We start from the raw sequence: 26308 nt of genomic DNA on the forward strand, positions 1-26308 counted from the left end.
TAAACTGTGTTTTTATCTGCATTTCGACCTTTGTGATTGTCAAATATTTACGGTACCCCAAAACACATTATGTCGATCAGCAACGGGAAAAAAGAATTACGCAAAGTATTACCATCATCACAATTATACTTGTATTGCCGAGCGTATATTTTGCCTACAATCTACTGCAAGAAAAAAAATACACAAACAAAGTAAATCAGTTCGTTCAACAGGAATTGAGCAATAAAGGTTATACGGTTATTTATGAAAAACTGGAGATGAATGGTAATCCAAAGAAATTAGAACTGGCTTTCTTATCAAAAAAATTCAGCAAAAAAGAAGTTGAGTCTCTACAACACAGCATGGAAACATTTGGGATTACCAATACCTCGCTGGTTATTCATCAGGACAGTTTAGACCTAAAATCGAGTATTCTTAGCGAAATCGATAGGCGTACCGCTGCTGTAAGTGAAAAAGACCTTACCATAAGAGCTCTCAATAATGAACTTACCAAATACCAATTGGCCAATCCACAGCTCGATCGGGATATCTTGGTATTGTTCCCCGAACTAAGCTCCTATAGCATTGGTATACAACAGCATTACAGCAAAAAGGATAGCTTAGCCAACCTTGTCGCATTTATTTATTCTACCAAAACTCCGCTACCTCAAACACAACAGGAAAAGCTACAACAATGGCTACAAAATCATTTTCCTAAAGATAGTGTGGAAATTATACGTAAATAGACTTGAGTCAGCTCGTTCTATGCCGACGATCCGTCGGTTTAAACAAGCTCTTTCTTCACTTCCTGAAATCCACTACCTTTTAAGACAATTAGCCGTACAACACTTATATCCGCCTTTCTTTCACAATCGACTAGTTTTCCGGAGACAAGTTTTGAACTATTTTTACTACTTGCGGTCGCCGTGCTTATTTATGGAATCATTCTTTGGTGGACCTGGCGGAGTCGTTAGCTTTTGATAATCCCTACTGTTTTAGAAGAGCTGCATCTCTTATAAAGATTTCAACCCTGCTCCGATCTTTCTCATTTAATTTAACATAACCTTTTACAATAACAGGATTCTCTTTTAACCACACTTTATTGTTGTCGCTCAGCGTAACCTCCACCATTGGTGGAATACCATTTTGTCCGCAAAACATACATTGCTGCACTGGCAAAACCGACAAAAGGAACCTATTATGGCGAAGACCGGCCTTTAACGGTACCATATAGCCTTGTAACTCTACACTTGTTCCATCCAGTTTCACCAGCTTACTCGGAAAATAGGGGGTGTAAACCGTCTTGCCATTAACCTTGTTAACTTTATAGAGCATAGTGTCAAAGGTTTTCCAAACCTCATTCATCAAAGGCTTATGATCGACCAAATGTTGTGATTCCGTTACCCCTTGAGAAAAGACTGGATTAGTTTTACTTCCTGCAATAACAAACAAAAAAACTAGAATAAATTGCTTAAACATAACGTATTAAAGATTTGTCTATCAAATATAGTTAAAAAACACAAAAGCAACCATATTGCATTTACTGTTTTTTAACTATATTTATAACACGAATAGCGCTATGAAATGACAACTCCATTTGACAATAGGCAACAGGTATAATCAGCACGATTTGATAAAAATTAATATATGAACACATTATTAAAAAAAGATGCGGCATCCAATCCGGAAGATTTAGGAGACCAACACATGATGACTTCAATGGATACTCCCTTACGCTCCGATGCATTTGATCGAACAGACGAAGAAAAAATCAACAAGATATCTCAACTTTTTAAGGGCATTATGTATGAACTTGGCCTCGACCTCCAAGATGACAGTCTGAGCGGAACGCCCTATCGTGTAGCAAAAATGTATATCAACGAATTGTTTTATGGCCTTAATCCGGTTAACAAGCCCAAGCTGTCCACCTTCGAAAATCGCTATGGCTACAATAAGCTATTGATAGAAAAAGACATACGGGTAAATTCAGCCTGTGAACACCATTTTTTACCAATCGTAGGGCGGGCACATATAGGCTATATCCCCAAAGACCGCGTAATAGGACTATCAAAAATAAACCGCATTGTAGACTATTATGCGCATCGCCCACAGGTGCAGGAACGTCTTACTTTACAGATTTACAATGAGCTCAGATGTACCTTAGCAACAGATGATATTATTGTTGTGATTGATGCCGATCATCTCTGTGTCTCCGCTCGGGGTGTCAAAGACACTAGCAGCAGTACAACAACACTGGAATACAGCGGTATATTCTTATCAGAAAGTAAACGAAACGAATTTTTCAATTTATTGAAATAAGATCTGCCTTTCCCCAACTTTCGTTGGGATAATAACAGAAGCAGATTAAATGTATAATCATCGCAAATGAATACAGCTCATGCTCGTCCAGTAACCATTTTAACTGGCTTTTTAGGTGCAGGAAAGACGACTTTTCTAAATGCCCTAATGAAATCCTATCCGAAAAAACGTTTTGCTATCATTGAAAATGAGATAGGACAACTAAATATAGATAGCTCCTTGCTCAATGAAAACTATGGACAACTGGTAGCACTCCAAGAGGGATGTCTCTGTTGTACGCTGAACGATGAACTTTACACCGCACTCGAATCGCTCTATCAAAAACAGGACAGCTTTGATGAACTCGTTATTGAATGTACAGGTCTTGCTATACCCGATGCTATAACAGAACCCTTTACAATGCATCCAATGTTTAAGAACTACTTCCCATTAAAAAAAATTATTTGTTTGGTTGATGCTGCACTTATTGAAGATCAGATCAAGGAAAGGGATGAAGTGTTACGGCAAATCACGGCCGCCGACGTCATTATCATCAACAAAACGGAAGCGGTACATTCAGCATATTTGAGCTATTTAAGCAACTACTTAGCACATGTAAACCCACTTGCGAAAACTCTCCAGTCAACAGTAACGGAGGGATTTCCTTTCGAAATAATTGAAGGAATAAAGTACACAAAAAAAATAGAAGCTTTTTCTTTTCTGAAGAATGTTAATCTAAGCAGTTCAATGATACTTGGCAAATCAAGTCTGACAAAACAACATCTGAGTGATATTGCAACGCGCGTCTATACTTTTGCTGAAGAATTTAATTTCGTAAACCTTTTTCTCGGCTTGAGCAAACTTGTCGGCAAGTATCCAAACAAAATTTACCGAATGAAGGGAATTGGTTATAAAAAAGATGAAGAAAATAAAATCATTATACAGACAGTCGGTTCACGTGTCGATATGGACTACGGTAACAAGTGGAAACAGGATGAAAGAAAAATGAATACACTGGTATTTATTGGAAAAGAGCTGGATAGTCTCTCCATACAAGATCTCCTGATACGTATGTTGACCATCAAAGCGAAGCAATAAACGATTTATAGAAACAATTGTCTACGTAAAAAGACCTCTCGGACACAAATCCAAGAGGTCTTTCCATGGCTAATTATCCTTGTTTTTTGTTTTATTTAATAAGCCAAATAATGTCATTTTGGGTATCTGATCCATTAAACTGACGTTGCAAAGCTTCTTTCAAGTAAGTTTCGTTGGTACTGTATTCGGTCTTAGGGTATGCCCACCGTTTCGGTATCTGGTTATTATTGGCATTCGAAGGTCCTATATCAAAAACTGGCACTCCTGTCCGGCGCTGCTCAAAAAACGCCTGTTTTCCTGAGTTTTCAAAAAATGCCACATACTTTTGTGTTAAGATCTGCTTTAACCCTTCCGCATTGTTCCCTTTGTAAGGATTTGCCTGTAAGAATAAATTGATCTTGTCTTGAGAAACTCCGTAGAACAGCATCGACTGACTTATCCCCGACTGAAATCTTACCGCAGCATCTCCGCTAGCCCAACCGCGATTGATACCTTCTGCCAGGGCAAATTGCACTTCGGAGGCACCAAGTTGAATAGACGGAACCCCAGACGGCGAAGCGAGCCAATAATCGAAATTGATCATAGACAGCTGTCCATCCGCCGCTTGTTTTAGCAAGGTACTCTGTAGGTCGCCTGTTTTCCCTCCATTGTATGCGTCGAAAGGGCGCGCAGGATCAGAAGGCAACGCCGAAGCCGGTAGTGCCTGAATCGATAATCTTGGATCCTGTAAAGTCTTTAAAATATTCAGATAGGTTGCTCCCAATGTGTTTCGCACATCCTTTTTTATAATCACACCGTCTGTTGGCCACAGCGGATAGGTGTTAATATTATTGTAAAGGAGTTGAAAATTATCCCGATTTTCAAGAATCAGTGGGTATTTGGTTGGATTCGCCAAAACTTCAGCAAAGCGTTCCTTCACCCGCAATGCGGGACTATCATCGGCACGTTTGCTGAGGCTAATTAAAACACGTAGCTTAAATGAGTTGACCAGTTTCTGCCACTGCTCAGGCTTGCCATTGTAAAAGAAATCGCCATCTAATGTATTGCCTTTTTCTTTGAGATTTGCCAGTTCATTATTCGCCTCCTCAAGCCAGCTAAGCACTTGCTGGTATACCTCCAACTGGGTATTGTATTTGGGCGCAAAATTGCCCGCTGATTCACCTTGCAGAGCCTCTGTCAATGGAATATCACCAAACATTTCCGTCGTTCGGGCAAAGAAATAAGCCTTGAAAAATTTGGCCATGGTCATATAAGCAGCACTCAATTCAGGAGTTTTTGCAGCTTCGATTTCCATACGGTACACATCACGCAATATACCATAGGGCGTTTCGAAAGAGCCTGTAGTCCATCCATAAGGCTGCCCCGCATAATAGGCCTCATTTTGTGTCATGTACTGATTATGTCGATGATCTTCACTCCATGGCGCATCATAAGAACGCATGAGTATTCCCGTAAACAAAAGTTTTGGAGCAGGATTATATACAGCCGCAGGGTCTTTTTGTAGATCCGTTATCTTTTTACAGGAACTGAAAGAGCACCCGAACAGGAGAAGAATGAGAGTGGATTTAAAGTACTTCATTTTTAAAAATTTTGACTAAGGTTTTAGAAGGTTGCATTAAGATTTAGACCAAAGCTCTTTACTGATGGTGTCTGGTAGTCTGAGCTAGCACTGGTGAATTGGTCCAAATCCATATTTTGGGTACCTTTTCCAGTGAAATACAGCAAATTCCTACCGACCACTGAAACACTTGCACTGCGGAAGAATCTGGAATTTTTCAGCAAATTGGCAGGTACGTTATAACTGAAAACGATCTCCCGCAATTTGACAAAGGTTCGGCTTTTGGCCGTAATTGGTCCCGACTGATAGTAATTAGTGGCCCAATTTTGCCACAACACAGAAATATCATTTGGGGCAAATTCTCTTGTATCGGAGATTATCTTACCATCCTGATCTGTATTGAGCTGCCCCTTGACTATTTTTAACCCATTGGTCATGACAGTTCCTTTATAATCTTTGACATCCCTATTTTCCCAGTCCTTTAGACGATATTCATTCGCTGATTCGGGATGTGTTCCTGATCCCCATTGTTTGGCATCCTGCACATTTTTTATTAAACCACCAAAGCGGCCATCCACAAGAAAACTAAAACTGAAATCACGGTATCGGAAACTATTGCTGATACTGGCCGTAAATTTATTATCGCTATAACCTATTCTGCTCACATAAGGATTGTAAGCTGGTAAACCGTTTGTACCCACAATTGGCATTCCTTTTTCATCACGCTGAAAATCATTCACGTAATATCCGTCCCATCGCTCACCAACACGAACATTCCCAGAACGCGTTTGATGCCCATCGATGTCATGTAGCCAGGCATGATTTGTTGATGCATTGACCATTACATTCCAGCTAAAATCTTTCTGTTGAATCAAAGTCCCATCGATACTCAGCTCGATACCTTTACGCAATAAAGTCAACCCATTGGTTTGTCTGGCTCTTACACCCGAAGTAACCGACGTAGCCAATTCAATAATCCTGGGACCTTCCAGGTTTCTAAAAAATGCAAAATCGAAACCCAGACGGTTGTTAAATAAACGAGTTTCCAAACCTATTTCCGCCGTCTTCACACGCTCTGCCACGAGATCCGGGTTAGGTAATACATCAGTATATGTTACGCCGGTCATTGAATTGGCCCAACGACCATAATTACTGTATGCCGGCAAAAGTTTATAAATATCGTACTGGGCCGATTCATTGACGAAATCACTCGCAACGTTAGCATATGCTCCACGGATTTTTAATGCGGAAATAACCTTGGGCAAAGTGACCATCTGTGAAATCACAGCGCTTAGTGAAGCCGATGGATAGAAGTAGGTGTTATTCTTTACCGGCATCGTCGAAGATTTATCAAATCGCCCCGTTAGATTTAAGAATAACATACTTTTATAGTTTACATCCATGAATCCATAAACACTTCCGACCTGACGCAGGGCACGATCGTTAGTAGACACCGTGGGCATGATCGAATTGCTTAAGTCATAAACACCGGGCACAGTCAATCCACGATCTGTACGTGCAAACAGCGATTTGACACTGACGGTTCTTAAATTACCAAATACTGAGCCTGAGAAGCCTATGTCCTCGGCGATACGGTTTTGGTATTTTAAGGAGACCTCTGTATTATTTTCCCAAAAAGTATCATAGGTTTCCTGATAACCTCCAACACGGCTTCCACCGATATTATAATTATATAAGTTGGCCGAAATTGGAATTTTAATCGTTCTATTCCTATTCCAGGTACTAGCACTTGTACGTGCATTTAATGACAATTTATCATTAAGCTTGTAATTAGCCGACACGTAACCGTAGATATCATCCTTATCATAAGTCCTCAAATTTTCATAAGCCGTCATCCAAGGATTGTCATAAATGGTGTATTCACGATTGTACTGCTGTACATTTTCTTTCCCAGGCTGCCAATAGTTGCGAAGATCATCAATATCATAATCTGCCGCTCCCCACAATGTAAGAATGTAGATAGGACTATTTGGTCCATAAGCAATATTTGGATAATTTGGTGAATACTGCTTATTGTAATTTATGCTCGCATCGAAACGGAGCTTACTACCAGCGTTAATGCCTCCGGTAAGATTTATATTGGTGCTTCCTAATTTCGTGTTAGGCGTAGTTCCCCGTTGAAACATCTGAGACGCAGATAAGCGTAGATCACCATGATCATTTTTGGTCGATATAGCAATATTGTTTGTACTCAAAAGACCATTCTGAAGAAATTTCTTCAAATTATCTTTTCCTCTGGCCTCCCAAGGTAAGGGAATAAGCTGTCCTGTTTTTGGATCTATCGGGCTGTTATATTGCGGAATAAGCTGTCCTTCAAATCGGGGTCCCCAAATATTGTAATCGTTGTCATTGATTCCACCCCCACGACCATCTTTAAAAGCATATTGATAATTTGAACCCGGGCCATATTCGGTTTGAATTTTTGGTATCGCATTATACCCCGTCTGCAATTGTGTACTTGAGTTAAATTCAACCTGGAAACCTTTATCCTGTGATTTTGCTCGTTTTGTCGTTATCACAATCGCTCCATTTTGACCTCTGTTCCCATATAATGCCGCAGCATTTGCCCCTTTTAAGACAGAATAGGATTCGATATCATCCGGACTAAGATTCCATGAATCGGTATTAATCGGCATGCCATCGACCACAATAAGGATATTGCTCCGACCACGTAACGTGATACCCGGGTCTCCAAATAAGTTTGTACTCGGTGTAATTGTTAAGCCAGACACGCGTCCAGCTAAACCAGAAATAGCATTTGGCTCCCGAGCTTTAACCATGTCTTTGCCTTTTATTTCCTGCACTGAATAGCCAATAGCTTGCTTTTCTTTTTTGATACCAAGCGCAGTTACAACCACCTCATTGAGGGATTGTTGGTTCGGTATAAGCGAAATAACGGATGAAGGTTGATTACCAACAATGAAAACCTTGGGAAGATACCCCATGTAGCCAATTCTTAGCGTATCACCGATATGTGCATCGATCACAAACTTACCGGAATGATCCGATGAAACAAGCTTAGCTAAATGAGAATTACGAATTGTTGCGCCATGAATAGCGCCTTGACTCAATGAATCGACCAGTCTCCCCTGGAACGATCGGGTCTGGCTAAACCCCTGTGTAGCCAGCATGGCCAATGACAATGTTAGGCCAGTAACTTTAGGTGAAATTGAATAGGATAGTTTGAACATAATCGCTTACTTATAGATGAAAATGTAAGCAATATTAAACATCGTTTATTAATACTAAACTAAATTCATATTAAGTTTAGTATTTCCATATTAAGTTTAGTATTTCTTTTTGTCCTAAAATAGCTTAGCTAAGTCAGATAGCGGAGCGTTCAACAACACATCAAAGGACGTTCTTTAAAAAGCATATCCATGTTATTCGTTAGCAAACGAATAACATGCTACTCTACCCGATTAGTTTAATAAAATGACAGATAATGATCAAATTTACTTGCTGCTGAATTAGAATTTTCCGTCATTTGTGTAAATGATTTTTTTAGCTTAAAAAAAATCACCGCTAATTATTGACATGGCTGCTACAAATCGAATTACCCGGAGCAAATAACATAAGCTATTTTGCCCGTAATTTGTGCGTACTCCCAGATTAAATTATTGAAAATCATACAACATTAAAACAACAATGAAAAAATTAACACTCGCCCTAATTTTCTTGGCTGGAGTTTACACACAGCATGCGGAAGCACAGACAGCAGGTACAGGATCCGACAAAGGACTTGATCTGAGCTTAATGGACAAATCTGTACGTCCACAGGATGACTTTTACAACTACGTAAGCGGGACCTGGATGAAAACGGCTAAAATTCCTTCTGACAAACCCACTTGGGGAAGCTTCAATAAATTGGCAGAAGATACGGACAACAATTCGATGAAAATTCTGAACTCACTTTTAAAAGATAAATTTCCTGAAGGAAGTGAGGGCAAAAAAATACAGGACCTGTATGCTTCTTACATGAACTTACAGAAAAGAAATGCAGACGGTATTAAGCCGATTCAGGGAAATTTAAACAAAATCGACGCGATTAAAAACCTAAAAGATCTTCAGAATTATTTAACTTCCGTAACGAAAGAAGGTGAGAATAATTTCTATGGCTGGGGGGTCTACGCTGATTTAAAAGATTCCAAAATGAACGCGGTCTACTTAGGAGATGCCTCCTTAGGACTAGGAAGAGATTATTATCAAAAAGAAAATGAAAAAAATACCGAAGCTATTGCCGAGTATCAAAAATATGTAGCTTCCATGTTAACCGAATTAGGCTATAAAAATGCTGATGCTGCCGCAAAAGGAATCGTTGACTACGAAAAAAGCATTGCGAAGACCTACTTGACCAATGAACAAAGCCGTGATAATACGTTACAGTACAATCCACAGACTATGGCAGAGTTAACCGCCTTGGTTAAAAATGTAAATCTACCTGAGTACCTTAAAAAAGTAGGTGTCAATACAGAAAAAGTAATCATTGGGGAATTAGGTTATTACAAGAACTTCGATAAATTGGTCAGTGCACAAAACCTTCCTGTTATTAAAGATTACTTAAAATTCCATATGATCAACGGTAGTGCCTCTTATTTAAGCGAAAAATTAGGAGACATGCGATTTGCTTTTTATGGTAAGTATTTAAGAGGTCAACAAGAACAAAGAGCATTAAATAAAAGAGGATTTGAACTGATCAATTCCACATTAGGTGAAGCTTTCGGAAAATTATATGTCGAAAAATATTTTCCAGCTGAGGCTAAAGCACAAATGGTCGAATTGATCGACTATTTAAAGAAAAGTTTTGCAGTGCATATCAACGATTTGAGCTGGATGTCTTCGGCTACAAAAGGAAAAGCGCTTGAAAAACTAAACAAATTCACTGTAAAAGTTGCCTATCCGGACAAATGGAAAGATTATTCTAAATTGAATATTCTATCTGAAAATAAAGGCGGTAATCTGTATGCTAACCTCCAAAATATCACCACATGGCGATATGAAAAGGATCTGGCTAAAATTGGTAAGGCTGTTGACAAATCAGAATGGGGAATGACTCCACAAACAGTAAATGCCTATTACAATCCCGTAAACAATGAGATCGTGTTTCCGGCCGCTATTCTTCAACCGCCATTTTTCAACCCACAAGCCGACGCTGCTGTCAATTTCGGTGGTATAGGTGCCGTAATTGGCCACGAAATGAGCCACGGATTTGACGATTCGGGCGCACAATTTGATGCGGACGGAAACTTGGTAGACTGGTGGACACCAGAAGATAAAGCCAATTTTGAAAAAGCAACAAAAACACTCGCAGCTCAATACGATAAATATGAACCTGTAAAAGGCACTTTCGTCAACGGAACATTTACAAACGGTGAAAATATCGCGGATTTAGGAGGTGTAAACATTGCTTACGATGCACTTCAACTATATTTAAAAGATAAGGGAAACCCAGGTGAAATAAGTGGATACACGCAAGATCAACGTTTTTTCCTAAGCTGGGCAACTGTGTGGAGAACCCTATCCAGTGAAAAATATATGGTCAACCAAGTTAAAACTGATCCACACTCTCCAGGATATTTCAGAAGTTTTGGTCCATTGATCAATGTTGACGCTTTTTATAAAGCTTTTGATGTTAAACAAGGAGATAAACTGTATAAATCACCAGAAGAGAGAATCAAAATCTGGTAAGAGGCATTCTACAGGAGCTGTCTCAACAAAGCAGCTCCTGTAATTTTGTTTAATCCAGTATCTATTTCTTTTGTGCACCAACCAACCAACCAACCAACCAACCAACCAACCAACCAACCAACCAACCAACCAACCAACCAACCAACCAACCAACCAACCAACCAACCAACCAAGCCCAATATCGAAAGCCGCACTAGTAACATTTCGTTTATAATTCACTAAATCATTTTAGTATACTTATATTCATATTCTGAAAAACCAAGAAGTATACCATGATAAAAACCAAAACCTCAATTTTTGTGCTGGCACTATCGCTCTTCGGTTGGCTTAATGCTTTGGCACAACAGCCACAGCTTTCAACCCCATGGACAGCAATAGCCAAGCAAACAGAAATTCCACTCTCCGAATATCCACGTCCCCAAATGGAAAGGAATGAATGGCTATGTCTCAACGGTAAATGGGATTATATAGGTGGAAAAGATGCTCCCAATGCACTGAATCCTGCTGTCCCCATTTCCTTTGACCACAGCCGAGAAAGCATTCTTGTCCCCTATTGTCCAGAGTCCTATTTATCCGGAATACAACGCAAACGAGAAATTAATCTGTGGTATCGTAAAAATTTCGAGCTACCTAATCATTGGAAAGGGAAAGATATTATACTCCATTTTGGTGCAGTGGATCACGATGCGACCATATTTGTAAATGGAAGAAAAGCTGGTACTCATTCAGGTGGCTACGACTCCTTCTGGATCAACATCACTGAGTTTTTAAAGGCCGGTCCAAATAACATTGTCGTTGCAGCGCATGACAGAAACGACGGTAAGTATCCTTCGGGCAAAAATGGACCTCGAGGCGACTATACATTTTCTTCTGGCATATGGCAAACTGTATGGATGGAACCAGTAAGCAAAAACCATATACAGGGAATCAAATTGTTACCTCAAGTAGCAGAAAAACAACTAAAAATACAGGTCACTAGCACAGCGAAGGCAAAAGTTACGGCCATCGTTTCTTCCGAGGGAAAAGAAATTTCAAAAACGGTAATTCAGTCGGGCATGGAATTTAATATCCCGGTAGAAAATCCAAAACTTTGGTCTCCTGACTCCCCCTTTTTATACGATTTAAAATTAAGTATACATGGGAATAATGGAGAAATCATCGACGAGGTGAAGAGCTATTTTGGTATGCGTGATATTAAACTTGGTAAGGTAAACGGAATTGTAAGGCCGCTATTGAATGACAAATTTGTGATGCAGCTCGGTCTCCTGGATCAGGGATACTGGCCCGATGGTATTCTAACAGCACCTACGGAAGAAGCTCTCAAATATGACATCGAGTTTACCAAAAAAGCTGGTTATAACCTCATTCGTAAGCATATGAAAACCGAACCCCAACGGTTCTATTATTGGGCAGATAAAATGGGACTGCTCGTGTGGCAAGATATGCCTTGCCTTTGGTATCCCGATGAAGATACTACGATTTATCGAAAAGCATTTCGTGATGAATACAAGGCCATCATTGACGACCACTACAACTCCCCATCCATTATCGCCTGGGTTCCTTTTAACGAAAACTGGGGCGCTTTCGATGTACGCAATATTACCGACTGGACCAAACAATATGACCCTTCACGTTTAGTGAACGGTAATTCGGGATTTAACAACAATCCATCTTACCAAAAAGCTTATGGTGATCCCGGAAATGGAGATTTTGTTGACACCCATATCTATGTTGGCCCCAAGGGTGCCTCAGAACCTGATTCGAAACGGGCAGCTTCCCTTGGAGAGTTTGGTGGCGTAGGCTTATTTGTCCGCGGTCACATGTGGCCTGTCGAAAACAATGCCTATGCATACGAACCCACTATAGAGGCACTCACAGACCGTTATATATTCCTAATGGATAATGTCGAACAATTGCTCCGATACAAAGGACTGAGTGTTGCTATTTATACGCAAACTACCGACGTGGAACACGAAGTCAATGGACTATTGACTTACGACCGTAAAATACAAAAAATGGTTCTTGAAAGAATAAAAGCCGTCAACCAAGCCGTGATTAAAGCTGGAAATGAATTGAATTAGCGGATAAAGATGTTCGCTATTTCGCTCTCAAAGAATTTTCAAACGATTCAACTGAAACAGCTGTTCTTTTTGCAGAAGTGTTTAATAACAGTTCAAGGTGTAACACTATTATGGCAAAATATTCAGAAAAAGCATCTGAGAAAGTTGAAAAGACGATGCACGAAATGAAAGCGGGAAAATTAAAATCTGGTAGCGGAAAAAAGGTAACATCACGAAAACAGGCGATTGCCATTGGCCTCTCCGAAGCCAAAAAAGAAGGTGCCAAAGTACCCAAAAAAAAATCCTAGCAAGTAAACTTGCTAGGATTTTCTCTTTAGCCCAAATTATGCTTTTTCATGCGGCAATCTACAGTATGGATTTTTTCTTATCTGTACCATCATAAGGATCTGACAAAACATTTTGACTATCCTCGACATCTATAAAATTTTGATTTACATCTACGGGTGTATAAATATGAACACTGCTTCCATTTCTCTTTTTGAGATAATATTGAATCTTTGTTGTATCAATATTGGTCACATCTGAAGCTGTCCATATCATTTTATGACCTGCACCATCAATCGTTATTACTGTATCATTGCCACGAGCGATGATACGCTGCAGTCCCAATTCTCCTTTTCGATCACCTTCTCTTGTCAATAAATGTGTGTTCCCATCTTTATCAATCATCCTGATCTGTTGACTATTGTTGCATCCAACTAAAAGGATGAAACTAAATAGAAGAAATGGAAGGGTCGTTCGTATTATTTTCATATCGTTCGCGGTATAACTCAATATAGTTTAACGACGAGATACAAAGATGCTGCCAAAATACAGCTGGCATCAAAGATACCTTCCAAAAGTTAGCTGATTTCCCCTGAGTCGTTATTGCGCCTCCAGCAAACAACCTGCTGCTAATTCAAAAACAAAAACTATCTGTCTTTATTTTATATCCGATTTTTTTATCAGACGGCTGGCACTTTCTGCTGCAATGATCAATGCTGCTGCAAGCATAATTACATCTTTCAGGACTAATCTACCGGCCGCAGATAAATAAGGAAAACCATAATTAGGTGACGGGAAATCCCCATCTAGCTTTGGCACAAACGCTTCTGGTGTTGTTATCAAGAAAGAAAGCGTAACCAATGACATAAGCACTGTAAACAACGCCCCCAAGACTCCGATTTTAGGATACCAGATACCTAAAAATATCATCAGACCAATTGAAACAATTACAAAGCCAAGTATATAAGAGAAAATATAGGTTCCATTTTCTTGGTGCCATGCAATATTTTTCTTTACGACACGGCCCTCTGGGTTTTTAAACAACTGGTATTCCGGTATTAGCTCTCCATTTTTATCCAACACTCGTTTTTCCGTATTATGATAAAAAAAACGCATTGCCGGACTATTAATAACAAAAGGAACGATACCATCAGCTTCATATTGAAATGCTTTTAATCCTCCAATCCATGCCATCACAATAAAAATTGAAATTCTAGCAAAGTTAGTAAAGGTATATTGCGACTTTGCCAATAGCTTTATTATTTTCTCCATAATGTAGTTTGTTTAATACCATGCAAAACTAAACAATGGCTTAAATCCACGACATGGACAAATAGATCTATAACATAGACTTTTCGGCAACAATTGATAAACCGACACGCTTTCGAAATACCTTAGGAGATACGCCTACCATCTTCTTAAAAAATCTACTGAAATAAAACTCGTCTTTGTACTGCAAATCGGCTGCTATTTCTTTAATACTTTTGGCCGTCAAATGGAGTTGTCTTTTACTTTCCAATACGAGGCGTTCCTGGATCAACTTTGAAGGGGATTTTCCCCATTTCAATTTTATTTTTTTCGTAAAAACGGCTGGACTTAAACCATAGTTCGCTGAATAAAAGGTAACTTCTTTATGCGCTTTATAATTCTTTTCCAAAAACTGCTCAAAGTCATCAATAATATCTCTATGAGCCCAATACGGTTTTTGTACGTCGTTAAAAAGTAGCTTTTCTCTACTCGCCAGCGCTAAAATCAGCTGTAGATAGGTTCTGCTCAATGACTGATCATAGGATTCCGACGACATTTTGAGCTGATCTATTTTTTCCATGATCGTTGATATCTCTTGATAAATAGCTGCTGAGAGCAACACATGAGGTTGCTGGTAGATGTTGTTGAATAGAATTCCATTACAGGCAACTTCATCTTTATGATATTCTATACAATAAAAATCGCCGTGAAATTTTAGCACACTGAAAGTACTTTTCAGCACGACATCCATCGTAAACAACTGATAGGGAGACAAAAACAAAATACTTTTAGGATCCGCATGGTATGTCACCAAATCAACCGAAAAACTCGCCGCTTTTTCAAATAAAAGAATGCAGTACAATGGTTCACTAATGTTGAATCTACCGGCAGATAATACTAATTTTTCAAACAGGATATGGGAATAGTTCATGTTATTAAGCTAAAATATGAATTTAATCGAACCTATTCATCCGGTCTTAAGCTTCGCTTCAAATGATAAAACTTAAGTAGAATATGGTCATACCATAAGGCAAACAAAAGCATAGTAGCGGGTAACAACAATGTTTTCAATTTAAAATATTGAAACATAAAACCACCTATAATTCCCCCGATAAAAAAGCCTCCAATAATCATCAACTTAAGAAAAATACTTTTGTGTAATTTCACTTTCTCAGCAATTTCTCTATAAAAAAGCAACTGTGAAAGTTCAATACCAAGATCAGTAAACAATCCGGTCAAATGCGTCGTTCTGACAACTGATTGTGACACCTTCGTTACCAGGGCATTTTGAAGTCCCATAGCAAAAAGAAGGGCAAATGAAATTATTGCTGGAAACGTTGGTCCTGCTTTAACGAAAGCTGGGAGCAGTCCTACATTAATTAAGATAATAGACTCGATACAAATTGGAATGATATAGGCGTTATGTGATTTATTTTTTGAGGCTAATTCTACGATAAAACCTGAAACGGATGCTCCCATTAAAAAGAAAGCAATGTATAACAAATAAATCAAAGCCATCTTGTAATTCATTAAAATCAACTGTTCTGAAAAAAATGCGAAGTGACCTGTGACATTTGTTGTTAAAGTGCCAACGGCAAGAACACCTGTAATATTAACCAGGCCTGCAACACAAGACAAAATAGAGGCTAACTTCAAATTATGAGTATAATTCCTTCCTCTCCCTTGATGCCTAAACATTTGAATTAATCTTTATAAATTAGAGAAAATAAGATTCATTTAAGGTTTCAGTAAATCATATACCCTGACATAATCCACCTCCATCTCTGTAGGAAATGCGCTGGCATCGATGCCTTGCACACCGCCCCAATCTCCACCAACGGCTAGATTCAATAGTAAATGAAATCTTTTATCAAATGGCCACACGCCATTGCCTTTTCCTTCATTCGGAAAACTATAGATCTGTACATCATCCACGAAACCCCGGATATACTCGGGGGTCCAGTCTATCCGATAATCATGAAACTCCGATGTTGCCTGATCAATTCGCTTCATCACTCCTTTTTGAGTTCCAATGGAATGATTATAGTCCTTTGTATGAACGGTAATATGTATTGCATTCTCGGCATAACCGACATGCTCCATGATATCTATTTCTCCCGAATGTGGCCATCCTCCGTAAACCCAATCTGTCGGCAACATCCAAGCGGCTGCCCACGTACCTTTCCCTTTCGGTACCTTGGCTCGGACTATAAATCGACCATACAGAAAATCGCCCTTGTTCTTACTGACCAGCCTAGCAGAAGTATAGTCCAACCCTTCATATTGTTCTTTTATTGCAGTAATACGTAAAACACCATTTGCCACACTTGCATTTTTCCTGTTTGCATCTGTATAGTATTGAAGTTCATGATTTCCCCAACCATTATGCAAGGAGCCTACATCATATCCCCATTTTTTTGCGTCTGGCAGACCATTGTAATCAAACTCATCACTCCAACTGGGCGTTTCAGCAAACTTATATTCTCCTGCATGCGTACTATCGGGACTTGCGGAAAGTATTGTGATCAAAGGAAGTATCCAAAGGCTCATTATGTTTATATTTTATACAACTATGTATAAAGCTAATGAAAAATACGAATACATTACTTCATATCGGAGAGGCGATTTAAATTTCAGTTAGCAATCATAAAATCACGGCTATTAACTTTAGTGCAATCATTTTCTACTTACTAAACCGTGTACAATTAACCAATGGATAGTAATAAAAAGGAGGAGATTACCGACAATTAATATAAATTACGCTTAAAAAAAGTAGGAACCGTCAGATTACGATAAATTGCTTTCGTAAGATTTCTGGAAAATATACTTTTGAAAAAACTTTTAGGACTGTACGACACAAGTAAAAGATCAATAGCTTCGATTTCTACCATGTAGTCGATGCAACGCGGTATAGGCATATTGTAATCTAAGCGATTGACCGCATTTTTTTCCACATAATCAATTTTATTAAACGAAAATTGGACAGATAGCTTTTGTTTCCAGTCTTCAATATCTTCTTGTTTTGGAGAGATATACTTTTGTGTTACGTGCAACAGGCTGAGATTAAATTTCTCCGGTACACGTAAGATGAAACTGTCGAGTAGATCATATTCGGACGCTTTAAAATTGCTCAGTAATCCGATATTTTGTAACCTAAATTTTTGGAAAGTGATCGGTACTGCCAAGACACCAATTGGACTCTTTTTTATCAGGGCGAAGGTATTGCTTCCCAAGACCGCTTTTTGTATCATACCTTTACCCTTAGCTCCCATAACGATAAAGCGATATTCCTTTTCTTGTAGTAAGTTTAGTACCGTTTTTTCCAAGTCGCCGGGCAAACTTACGGTTTTACAGCTGAGATCAGGAAATTCATCGTCGATACGTATCTGCCAGTCCTTGAGCATGCCTTCAGCCTCTTCCTTCTGAGGCGTCAAAAACATATTCTCCATTTTCGCATGGACACTGTCTTTTATTGGGATAGTATAAGTATGCAGAAGCTCTACTGTCCAATTAAATTTTTTAGCCAGATTCGCCGCATATCGAATAGCAGTCCATGAGTTTTCAGAAAAATCGGTGAGTACGAGAATTGTTTTGTCCATAAATATTTTGCAGATAAATCAGCGCGGATTATTAGTATTACAACAGTAAAGAAGGCAGAAGGTTTTTAATAAAAAATCAAAAGAGAGACTTTAAAAAAAAGGTTTTCAAACGGGGAGAATGAAAACCTTAAATAACCAATTATAAACCTAAATTATGATACAACAAAGATAAGCATCAAAAAGATAAAAACCAAAATAAACTACTAAAAAGATAGACTTTTTTTTTACTAAGGAATCAGTACAGCCCTTCCTTTGATCTTACCGTTGCGCATTCGATCATAAACTTCGTTAGCCTGATCAAGCTTAAACTGCTCAATTTCAATATGAATCTTCCTTTGCCTAGCCAAACCTACAACTTCCATAAGCTCAACCCGCGAGCCCCAATATGGGTTTGTCATACTCACACCAAAAGGAAGCACCGACATATTGTACTGGTAGTGTCCCCCACCTAATCCAACAATTGTCAGGTCACCATCCAAACCAACAACCTTTGTTCCTAGATCTATAGTCGATGTTGCGCCGACAAAATCAATCACAACTTTAGCTTTTTTAATTCCAGTAATCTTATTGATTTGTTCGGCTGCATTTGCATCTTTCGAATTAACCGCATAGGCTGCGCCCAGTTCTTTAGCAAAGGCTAGTTTTTCTTCGGTGACATCACAGGCGATAATTGAACTCGCGCTTACTTCATTTAGTATTTGCAAGGCAACATGGCCCAAACCTCCAACTCCGATCACAACCACATACTCATCTGCTGTCAATTTGCCTATCGAACGCTTTATCGCCGAATAAGGAGTAAGTGCCGCATCCGTTAATGGCGCAGCAATGACTGGATCTAAGTCATAAATTGGGACCAGTAAACGGGAAGAAGGGACAAGCATATATTCCGCCATCCCACCATCAAGGCCTAGCCCACCACCATAAGCCATTTCAGACTGGTGATCACAATAATTTTCCTTTGATTGCTGACAGGGTTTACAGTGCCCACAACCCCAAGGGCCATAGACCAGTACCGCGTCTCCTTTTTTATAGTCTTTTACATCCGATCCAACTTCTTCAATCCAGCCCGCATTTTCGTGTCCCAAGGTAAATACCGTACCTACAACGGTCCCCTCATCTATAATGTGGAGATCAGAATGACAAACACCTGCGCCACCAATTTTTAGTAACACTTCATCACCCTTAGGAACGGGCTTGACCATATCATTTACAACGCGGACATCTTTATGCCCAAAAAAACGTACTGCTTTCATATTGAAAAATTTTTGTTGACTAATAGAAAAACAAATAAGAACGATATATGTTTCAACGCATATGAAGACAGCGGCAACTTGTAAGTCTTATTTCAAGAAAAAGTACTGCAATCCCCTGATCGTATTACCTAATGGGCAAGTCAAAAGTATTCATGCAATAAAGGCCGGCAACCCGAGGATATTTATGTATTTTTATCGGGAATCAAATGATAAAATACATGCTAAAAAAAGGTGAACATATTGAAGGCGTCCCTATGGAACTCCAACAATTGTTGGATATGGACGAAAAAGCCAATGCTTTTTTTGAAACACTTTCCAAATCATACAAACAAGGCTATTGTGATTGGGTTGGATCAGCAAAACAGGAACAAACCCGAAAGACAAGAGCTGAAAAAGCAATACAAATGCTACGAAATAATCAGAAAACCCTTAAAACGGTCTAGAACAAGCCAATTGGGCATTACGCTTGCTACCTACTTATCAAAAAGTACCGTAAGCCATTTTTGCCCAATTGTAAGAATAGATCAGGGCCGCCTCAATAAACTAGATCAAGCGATAGCAAAGTACCCTATAAAAGAACAAGTCACTTTTCAATCAAGCAAACTTTTTTTAAAAAACTCATTCACAACAGCATAAAAGTAGGACAAACGCTTTCACCTATTAGAGAATAAAAAAAGTGTAATTTCCACTTCCCCAGCTCATTCGAAAGAACATCAAACTAAAAAACAACGAAAATAAATTCGAAAAACACCTAAAAACATAACCCATTGAAGAAAACTAAAGCTATTTAGGTCATATTTTTTAAAAATATCACCTAAACACAATTTCAAAAACGGAATTTGAGCAATTTTTACACAATTAATCACTAAAACACCGTCAGTTTAAACACTTTGTAACAATATTACATAAACTTTAAAATTTCCATACCTAAATCACTTGTATCATTTTTAAAGTTTAATTACATTTGCTTTCAAGGATGCAAGGAAAATTCCATCAATATCTGTTCGGCGTGGTTTGCGCAATACTTATCAGTTTTGGCTGGTATCATGTGGCAACACCAAATAATATCCCCTCCTGCAATCTTCATGCTGTCAATCACTTCAACAAGCAAGTAAAAAGCGAAGGTTATGAGACCAAAGTTATTCGCAAAACTAAACGTCATCGGCATGAAAAACTAAGGGCTTATTTTTCAGAAAATGATAATGAAAACGACGACACGGGAAGTGATTCCAATAGCCCGAATTTATTCGCACTTACAGGAGATGGTTTTGGAAATCTAGCCGCCTATATCCATCCTCAATTTCACAATACACGCACAGCAGTTTCGCTTGCAAATTCCAACCAGCTTACTTCACGAAAAAACGCCCTATACATCCATTACAGTGTATTCAGGCTGTGATTTTTTAATAATTTCTTAAAAAAACATCAAAATAGCTTTCAAAATCACCTGGAAGCATGTCACACTATTGTTCAATTTTTCGAAAATTATTAAAAAACTATTATCATGGTCATGAGAAGCTTTATGTATATAAGCCTGTGCCTTATTATTCTATCTACAAGCTGTCAGTCAGAAAAAAAAGACAAAAAAGAAGCTGCAGTTTTCAACGTCACTACTCCTTTGGTCAAAGATACAATTGTCAATAAAGATTATGTCGCCCAAATCCGTTCGATCAACCATATTGAATTGCGTGCGCAAGAAAAAGGCTACATTCAATCGATATTTGTCGATGAAGGTCAATTTGTACAAAAAGGACAACCCCTCTTTAAAATCATGCCCAACCTCTATGAGTCCGATGTTAATCGTGCTAAAGCAGAGGTAAAATATGCTGAAATCGAATATCAGAACACCAAAAATCTGTCCGAAAAAGAGATTGTCGCTCCGCAGGAAACTGAAATGGCAAAAGCAAAATATGAAAAAGCCAAAGCTGAGCTAGCCGCTATGAATACGCATCTCAAATTTACTGACATCGTAGCACCGTTTTCCGGCATCGTTGGTAAGCTTCATGTCCGTAAAGGAAGTCTTGTCGATGAAGGCGAGTTGATCACAGAATTGTCCGATAACAGTAAAATGTGGGTTTACTTCAATGTCCCCGAAGTCGAATACCTCAATCAAATGGACGCAAAAAAAGACAATAGCCCGCTGCATGTACGGTTAAACATGGCCAATGGAAAAGAATTCGGTCATGAGGGTATTGTTGAAACAATTGAATCAGACTTCAATAATGAAACTGGAAATATTGCCTACAGAGCGACTTTTCCAAATCCAAAGGGATTATTGCGTTATGGCGAGACAGGTAATATCGTCATTACATCGCCCTATAATAATGCGCTTATGATACCGCAGAAAGCTACATTCGAGGAGCTTGAAAAAAAATATGTTTACGTTATTACAAAAGATAATAAAGTAAAAGCAAGAGAAATAAAAGTTGCTGCCGAACTGCCGCATATCTATGTTGTTTCTTCCGGATTGGGCAAGGACGAAAAGATTCTACTGAATGGACTTCGCATGGTACAGGAAAACCAGACTATTGAATCCAAATATCAGACTCCGGAGAAAGTCATGTCAAACTTAGATTTATATGCAGAGTAATTAAAAAAGCAGCATTATGTTTAAAAAAGTAATACACCGACCGGTATTTGCTATTGTTATATCGGTTGTAATCCTATTTATCGGAGGTTTGGCCATAAAGCAACTTCCTACAGAGCAATTTCCAAAAATCGCACCGACTACAGTTGCGGTCTCCATTGCCTATCCTGGTGCAAGTGCTGATGTACTTGTAAAATCCTCCCTGATTACACTGGAGAATGCAATCAATGGTGTACAGGGAATGCGCTATATCGCAACCGATGCGACCAGTGCCGGTGAAGCGACCGTAAACGTCGTATTTGACCCTGGAACAGACCCCAACGATGCCGTAGTACTGGTGAAAACCCGGGTGGATCAAGTTATGCCACTATTGCCTGAACTTGTTCAAAAGGAAGGAGTCGTCGTCAATCCAATTCAGCCCAGTATGCTGATGTACGTGAATCTTTACAGTACGAATAAAAGCATGGATGAAAAGTTCTTGTACAACTACGCAACTGTAAACATCATTCCTGAAATCAATCGTATTCATGGTATCGCCAAATCGCAAATCTTAGGTAGCCGTAGATATGCCATGCGCGTCTGGTTAAATCCCGACCGTATGCGCGCTTACAGCTTGTCAGTTGACGAAGTGATGAAAGCGATAGGAGAACAAAGTATCATCGGCCGTCCCGGTCGACTGGGGCAAAGCTCGGGTATTGCAGCGCAATCCCTCGAATATGTCCTAACCTATAAAGGGCAATACAATACACCTGAAGAATATGACAATATTATCGTTCGCGCAAACGGCGACGGTGAAAACATCAAGTTAAAAGACGTAGCTAAAGTCGAACTGGGAAGTGAATTCTTTGACATCTATTCCAATTTAGACGGGCATCCCTCGGCTTCGATTGTGTTGAAACAGAATTATGGTAGTAATGCCAATGACGTTATTAAAGATGTGAAGGCAAAGCTTGCGGAGATGAAAGGTAACTTTCCCCCAGGTATAGACTATAAAATCAGTTATGACGTATCCCAATTCTTGGATGCTTCTATCGAACAGGTGATGCATACCCTACGCGATGCTTTTATTTTAGTTGCCATTGTTGTGTTTATTTTCCTTGGCGACTGGCGTTCGACTTTGATTCCGATCATCGCCGTGCCCGTTTCGCTGATAGGTACATTCTTCGTCATCCAATGGTTCGGCATGTCGATCAACTTAGTGACCTTGTTTGCGTTGGTGCTTGCCATCGGGATTGTCGTAGACAATGCCATTGTGGTCATTGAAGCAGTACATGCCAAAATGGAAGAAAGTGCCATATCGCCGTACAGTGCTGTAAAAGAAGTCATGGCCGAAATCGCAGGTGCTATTATCGCTATTACAGCTGTTATGGTTGCCGTTTTTATCCCCATTTCATTTATGACAGGTCCTGTCGGAACATTTTACCGTCAATTTTCAATTACCATGGCCAGTTCCATCGTGATATCTGCAGTAGTCGCATTAACCCTTACTCCTGTGCTGGCTGCGATGCTCCTAAAAAATAACCATGGTAAACCCAAAAAATCAAACGTATTCACTAAATCGCTCGACCTTTTTAACCGTACTTTTGATAAAATAACGGGCAAGTATGCCTCCTTACTTCGTAAAATTGCCAGCCGAAGAGTGATTACATGGGGTATCTTAATAGCATTCTGTGTCGGAATTTTCGTCATTAACAAAACGCTTCCAGGAGGTTTTATACCGAGTGAGGACCAAGGCACAATATATGCCATTATTCAGACTCCTCCAGGATCAACATTGGAACAGACCAATAAGCTTTCTAGAGAGCTCCAGAAGATCTGTCAAGGGGTAGATGGGGTTGAATCTGTCTCATCACTGGCAGGTTATGAAATCATGACCGAAGGTCGTGGATCGAATGCCGGAACCTGTCTTATCAACCTCAAAACCTGGGGTGAACGTGAACACTCCGTTAAAGAGATCATGGAAGAACTTGAAGAAAAATCAAAAAATCTAGGTGCAACGGTTGAATTCTTCGAACCTCCCGCTGTTCCGGGTTTTGGTTCTTCTGGAGGTTTCTCCATGCGCCTGCTGGACCTCAATAGGACCACCGATTACCAAGATTTCGATAAAGTAAATAAAGCGTTTATCGCTAATCTAAAGAAACGTAAGGAACTGACCGGGGTCTTTACATTCTTTGCCGCCAACTACCCACAATACGAATTGGTATTTGACAATAACGCCGCCATGCAAAAAGGCGTTTCCATTGGTAAAGCCATGGACAACCTCAATATCCTTATCGGTAGTACCTATGAGCAGGGTTTTATCCGTTTCGGTCAATTCTTCAAGGTTTATGTACAATCTTCACCAGAATTTAGAAGGTTACCTTCCGATATCATGAACCTTTACGTCAAAAACGATCATGACCAAATGGTTCCTTATTCGGCCTTTATGACCCTAAAAAAAACACAGGGACCAAACGAAATCACGCGCTACAACATGTACAATTCGGCCGCCATCCGTGGACTTCCGGCAAATGGGTATACAACGGCCGACGCTATTCAGGCAATCAACGAAACTGCACTTCAAACATTACCACATGGCTATAAAGTTGCCTGGGAGGGCTTGTCCTATGATGAGGCTCAACGTGGAAACGAAGCCGTTTATGTCTTTTTAGTCGTCTTAGTCTTCGTATATCTTGTACTTGCTGCGCAGTACGAAAGCTTCATCATTCCGTTTGCGGTATTGTTGTCGCTACCAGTTGGTGTATTTGGATCATTCTTCCTATTAAAAGTTATGGGACTTGAAAATGATATCTATGCACAGGTCGGACTGATCATGATTATTGGTTTATTGGGTAAAAATGCGGTGCTTATCGTAGAATTTGCCGTGAAAAGGCGCCAAGCTGGCGATAGCATATTGGAAGCAGCTATTGAGGGCTCACGAGCGCGTTTCAGACCGATCCTCATGACCTCATTTGCATTTATCGCTGGACTTGTACCACTTGTCTTTGCCAGTGGTGCCGGAGCTATCGGTAACCACACCATAGGTGCCTCAGCACTGGGAGGTATGCTCGTCGGAACAATCTTTGGCGTTATTGTCATTCCCGGACTTTACTACATTTTTGCAAAATTGGCTGACGGAAGAAAAATGATCCAAGCCGAAGACGAATCACCATTAAGCGAAGACATGATACATTATGAATAAGAACAGATTATATCACTATACAGGTTTCGCACTTTTCTTGCTTAGTCTTGCAGCCTGCAAACCACTGGAAATAAAACAACGTGCCGAAAATAGAACCGTTCCTGGGAAATATAGCGATGCTGACAGCGACACCGTGAATACAGGAAAAATCAAATGGAACAGCTATTTCAGCGATCCCAATCTACAAGGACTGATCGGTCAAGCACTAGCAAACAACCAGGAGCTACATATTATGCTTCAGGAAATTGAAATAGCCAAAAATGAGGTAAGCGCCAAAAAAGGTGAATATCTACCTTCCGTAGGTGTAAAAGTTGGCGCCGGGGTCGACAAAGTTAGTCGCTACACAAACATTGGAGCGATGGAAAAGAATACGGAAATCGAACCCGGACGCGAAATGCCGGAACCGCTATTTGATTTTGGAGTTGGTGTACAGGCACAATGGGAAACAGATATCTGGGGTAAACTCCACAATGCGACCAAAGCGCAGCTGCAAAGGTATTTTGCCAGCGTGGAAGGCAAAAACTTTATGGTAACTCACCTGATCGCTGAAATTGCAGATTCTTATTATGAACTCCTGGCGCTGGACAACGAACTCTTGGTTATCAATGAGAATGTAAAGATTCAAAACGATGCACTGGTCGTGGTAAATGACTTGAAGAAAAATGCGCGATCCAATAAACTTGCCGTCAAAAGATTTGAAGCCCAAATATTGAAAACCCAAGGTATGCAATATGATATCAAGCAGAAGATCACAGAAACAGAAAATAGAATAAACTACCTTGTTGGAAGATTCCCGCAGCCGGTTCAAAGGGATCAACAATCCTTTGATAAGCTTGTTCCACAAACCGTTTATGCGGGCATCCCGGCCGACCTTCTGGAAAACAGACCGGATATAAAGCAGGCCGAATATGAACTTGCAGCCTCCAAACTGGACATCAAATCGGCCAAAGCCCGCTTTTACCCTTCTTTGGACATTGCGGCGGGAGTAGGTTTTCAAGCTTTTGATCCGACTTATCTCATCAAACCGGAAGCCTTTCTCTCTTCCCTCGTTGGTGAACTTACTGCCCCTTTGATCAACAAACGGGCAATTAAAGCCGCGTATTATAGCGCAAATGCACGACAGGTTCAGGCTGTTTACCATTATGAACAGACCATATTGGCGGCTTATATTGAAGTTGCAAACCAGCTCTCCAAAATTAAAAATCTCGAGAATGGCCTACAAATTAAGACCAAGGAAGTCGATGCATTAAATGAGTCTATCGGTATTTCCAACGACCTCTTTAAATACGCCCGCGCAGATTATATGGAGGTTCTGCTGACACAACGCGATGCCCTGGAATCCAAATTTGAGCTCGTTGAGAAAAAGGTCAACCAACTCAAAGCAAGCGTAGCGATATACAGATCCCTAGGTGGTGGATGGGATCATCAATAGCACAATTTAATTTTAGTTTTT

General features: G+C 39.7%; 22 protein-coding genes. 11 read left to right on the plus strand and 11 right to left on the minus strand.

The annotated features are described in order from the left end of the window. Nucleotides 1–32: 32 nt before the first annotated feature. Entirely contained in the window at nt 33–725 is a 693-nt protein-coding gene (locus M2419_RS05205) for a hypothetical protein (RefSeq protein WP_228280358.1), read from the plus strand. A gap of 241 nt (nt 726–966) precedes the next feature. Here the strand turns inward: M2419_RS05205 and M2419_RS05210 are convergent, their stop codons facing one another. Next, complete coding sequence (locus M2419_RS05210; RefSeq protein ID WP_153846500.1) at nt 967–1458, minus strand: hypothetical protein; 492 nt, start codon at nt 1456–1458, stop codon at nt 967–969. A 168-nt stretch (nt 1459–1626) separates the two neighbouring features. Between M2419_RS05210 and folE the strand changes: the two genes are divergently transcribed. Both folE and M2419_RS05220 read left to right on the plus strand, forming a co-directional pair. Beyond that, nucleotides 1627–2298: a GTP cyclohydrolase I FolE gene (folE, locus tag M2419_RS05215; protein WP_153846501.1), complete on the plus strand. Its 672-nt coding sequence runs from the start codon at nt 1627–1629 to the stop codon at nt 2296–2298. Between the two features lie 66 nt (nt 2299–2364). Next, entirely contained in the window at nt 2365–3375 is a 1011-nt protein-coding gene (locus M2419_RS05220) for a GTP-binding protein (protein ID WP_153846502.1), read from the plus strand. A 91-nt stretch (nt 3376–3466) separates the two neighbouring features. Here M2419_RS05220 and M2419_RS05225 read toward each other — a convergent pair whose 3' ends face one another. Together M2419_RS05225 and M2419_RS05230 are read right to left on the minus strand one after the other, a co-directional pair. After that, nucleotides 3467–4954: a SusD/RagB family nutrient-binding outer membrane lipoprotein gene (locus M2419_RS05225; RefSeq protein WP_153846503.1), complete on the minus strand. Its 1488-nt coding sequence runs from the start codon at nt 4952–4954 to the stop codon at nt 3467–3469. A gap of 23 nt (nt 4955–4977) precedes the next feature. Then, nucleotides 4978–8145 (minus strand): SusC/RagA family TonB-linked outer membrane protein, encoded by a 3168-nt coding sequence (locus tag M2419_RS05230; RefSeq protein ID WP_259254434.1) that lies wholly within the window; start codon nt 8143–8145, stop codon nt 4978–4980. Between the two features lie 457 nt (nt 8146–8602). Between M2419_RS05230 and M2419_RS05235 the strand changes: the two genes are divergently transcribed. Further along, the gene (locus M2419_RS05235; RefSeq protein WP_120336360.1) at nt 8603–10642 is read left to right on the plus strand and encodes a M13 family metallopeptidase; all 2040 of its coding nucleotides are present in this window, start codon (nt 8603–8605) and stop codon (nt 10640–10642) included. Nucleotides 10643–10650: 8 nt separating this feature from the next. On the opposite strand, the gene M2419_RS05240 is transcribed toward M2419_RS05235, so the two are convergent. Next, on the minus strand, nt 10651–10845 hold the full coding sequence (locus M2419_RS05240; RefSeq protein WP_259254435.1) for a hypothetical protein: 195 nt from the start codon (nt 10843–10845) through the stop codon (nt 10651–10653). Nucleotides 10846–10914: 69 nt separating this feature from the next. Here M2419_RS05240 and M2419_RS05245 point away from each other — a divergent pair, with 69 nt between their 5' ends. After that, the gene (locus M2419_RS05245) at nt 10915–12723 is read left to right on the plus strand and encodes a glycoside hydrolase family 2 protein (RefSeq protein WP_259254436.1); all 1809 of its coding nucleotides are present in this window, start codon (nt 10915–10917) and stop codon (nt 12721–12723) included. 110 nt (nt 12724–12833) lie between these two features. Next, nucleotides 12834–13010, plus strand: a complete 177-nt coding sequence (locus tag M2419_RS05250) for a DUF6496 domain-containing protein (RefSeq protein WP_182330916.1) — start codon at nt 12834–12836, stop codon at nt 13008–13010. Between the two features lie 58 nt (nt 13011–13068). Here the strand turns inward: M2419_RS05250 and M2419_RS05255 are convergent, their stop codons facing one another. From M2419_RS05255 to M2419_RS05285, 7 genes are all read right to left on the minus strand, one after another. Next, complete coding sequence (locus tag M2419_RS05255) at nt 13069–13476, minus strand: hypothetical protein (protein WP_182330915.1); 408 nt, start codon at nt 13474–13476, stop codon at nt 13069–13071. A gap of 168 nt (nt 13477–13644) precedes the next feature. Beyond that, nucleotides 13645–14259 carry a DUF417 family protein gene (locus tag M2419_RS05260; RefSeq protein WP_153845266.1) on the minus strand — a complete coding sequence of 205 codons (615 nt, stop codon included), beginning with the start codon at nt 14257–14259 and terminating at the stop codon, nt 13645–13647. 67 nt (nt 14260–14326) lie between these two features. After that, nucleotides 14327–15166 carry a helix-turn-helix domain-containing protein gene (locus tag M2419_RS05265; protein WP_182330914.1) on the minus strand — a complete coding sequence of 280 codons (840 nt, stop codon included), beginning with the start codon at nt 15164–15166 and terminating at the stop codon, nt 14327–14329. A gap of 32 nt (nt 15167–15198) precedes the next feature. Continuing rightward, nucleotides 15199–15933 carry a YoaK family protein gene (locus M2419_RS05270; RefSeq protein WP_182330913.1) on the minus strand — a complete coding sequence of 245 codons (735 nt, stop codon included), beginning with the start codon at nt 15931–15933 and terminating at the stop codon, nt 15199–15201. A 39-nt stretch (nt 15934–15972) separates the two neighbouring features. Continuing rightward, on the minus strand, nt 15973–16785 hold the full coding sequence (locus tag M2419_RS05275) for a family 16 glycosylhydrolase (protein ID WP_182330912.1): 813 nt from the start codon (nt 16783–16785) through the stop codon (nt 15973–15975). Between the two features lie 197 nt (nt 16786–16982). Continuing rightward, the gene (locus M2419_RS05280) at nt 16983–17834 is read right to left on the minus strand and encodes a universal stress protein (protein WP_159731542.1); all 852 of its coding nucleotides are present in this window, start codon (nt 17832–17834) and stop codon (nt 16983–16985) included. Nucleotides 17835–18061: 227 nt separating this feature from the next. Beyond that, nucleotides 18062–19087 carry an NAD(P)-dependent alcohol dehydrogenase gene (locus tag M2419_RS05285; protein ID WP_259254438.1) on the minus strand — a complete coding sequence of 342 codons (1026 nt, stop codon included), beginning with the start codon at nt 19085–19087 and terminating at the stop codon, nt 18062–18064. 218 nt (nt 19088–19305) lie between these two features. On the opposite strand from M2419_RS05285, the gene M2419_RS05290 reads away from it, so the two are divergent. The 5 genes from M2419_RS05290 to M2419_RS05310 all read left to right on the plus strand — a co-directional run bounded on the left by M2419_RS05290 (nt 19306) and on the right by M2419_RS05310 (nt 26287). Further along, a complete protein-coding gene (locus M2419_RS05290) occupies nt 19306–19530 on the plus strand; it encodes a YdeI/OmpD-associated family protein (RefSeq protein WP_159731546.1) in 225 nt (74 codons plus the stop codon). A 533-nt stretch (nt 19531–20063) separates the two neighbouring features. Beyond that, a complete protein-coding gene (locus M2419_RS05295) occupies nt 20064–20486 on the plus strand; it encodes a hypothetical protein (RefSeq protein WP_159731548.1) in 423 nt (140 codons plus the stop codon). A gap of 111 nt (nt 20487–20597) precedes the next feature. Further along, nucleotides 20598–21677 carry an efflux RND transporter periplasmic adaptor subunit gene (locus M2419_RS05300; RefSeq protein ID WP_228280133.1) on the plus strand — a complete coding sequence of 360 codons (1080 nt, stop codon included), beginning with the start codon at nt 20598–20600 and terminating at the stop codon, nt 21675–21677. Nucleotides 21678–21693: 16 nt separating this feature from the next. Continuing rightward, complete coding sequence (locus tag M2419_RS05305) at nt 21694–24855, plus strand: efflux RND transporter permease subunit (protein WP_182330910.1); 3162 nt, start codon at nt 21694–21696, stop codon at nt 24853–24855. Beyond that, nucleotides 24848–26287: a TolC family protein gene (locus tag M2419_RS05310; RefSeq protein WP_182330909.1), complete on the plus strand. Its 1440-nt coding sequence runs from the start codon at nt 24848–24850 to the stop codon at nt 26285–26287. Before M2419_RS05305 ends, M2419_RS05310 begins: the two co-directional genes overlap by 8 nt. The last annotated feature ends 21 nt before the right edge of the window (nt 26288–26308 follow it).

The organism is Sphingobacterium sp. BIGb0116, from assembly GCF_024808035.1.
Lineage (GTDB): Bacteria > Bacteroidota > Bacteroidia > Sphingobacteriales > Sphingobacteriaceae > Sphingobacterium > Sphingobacterium paramultivorum.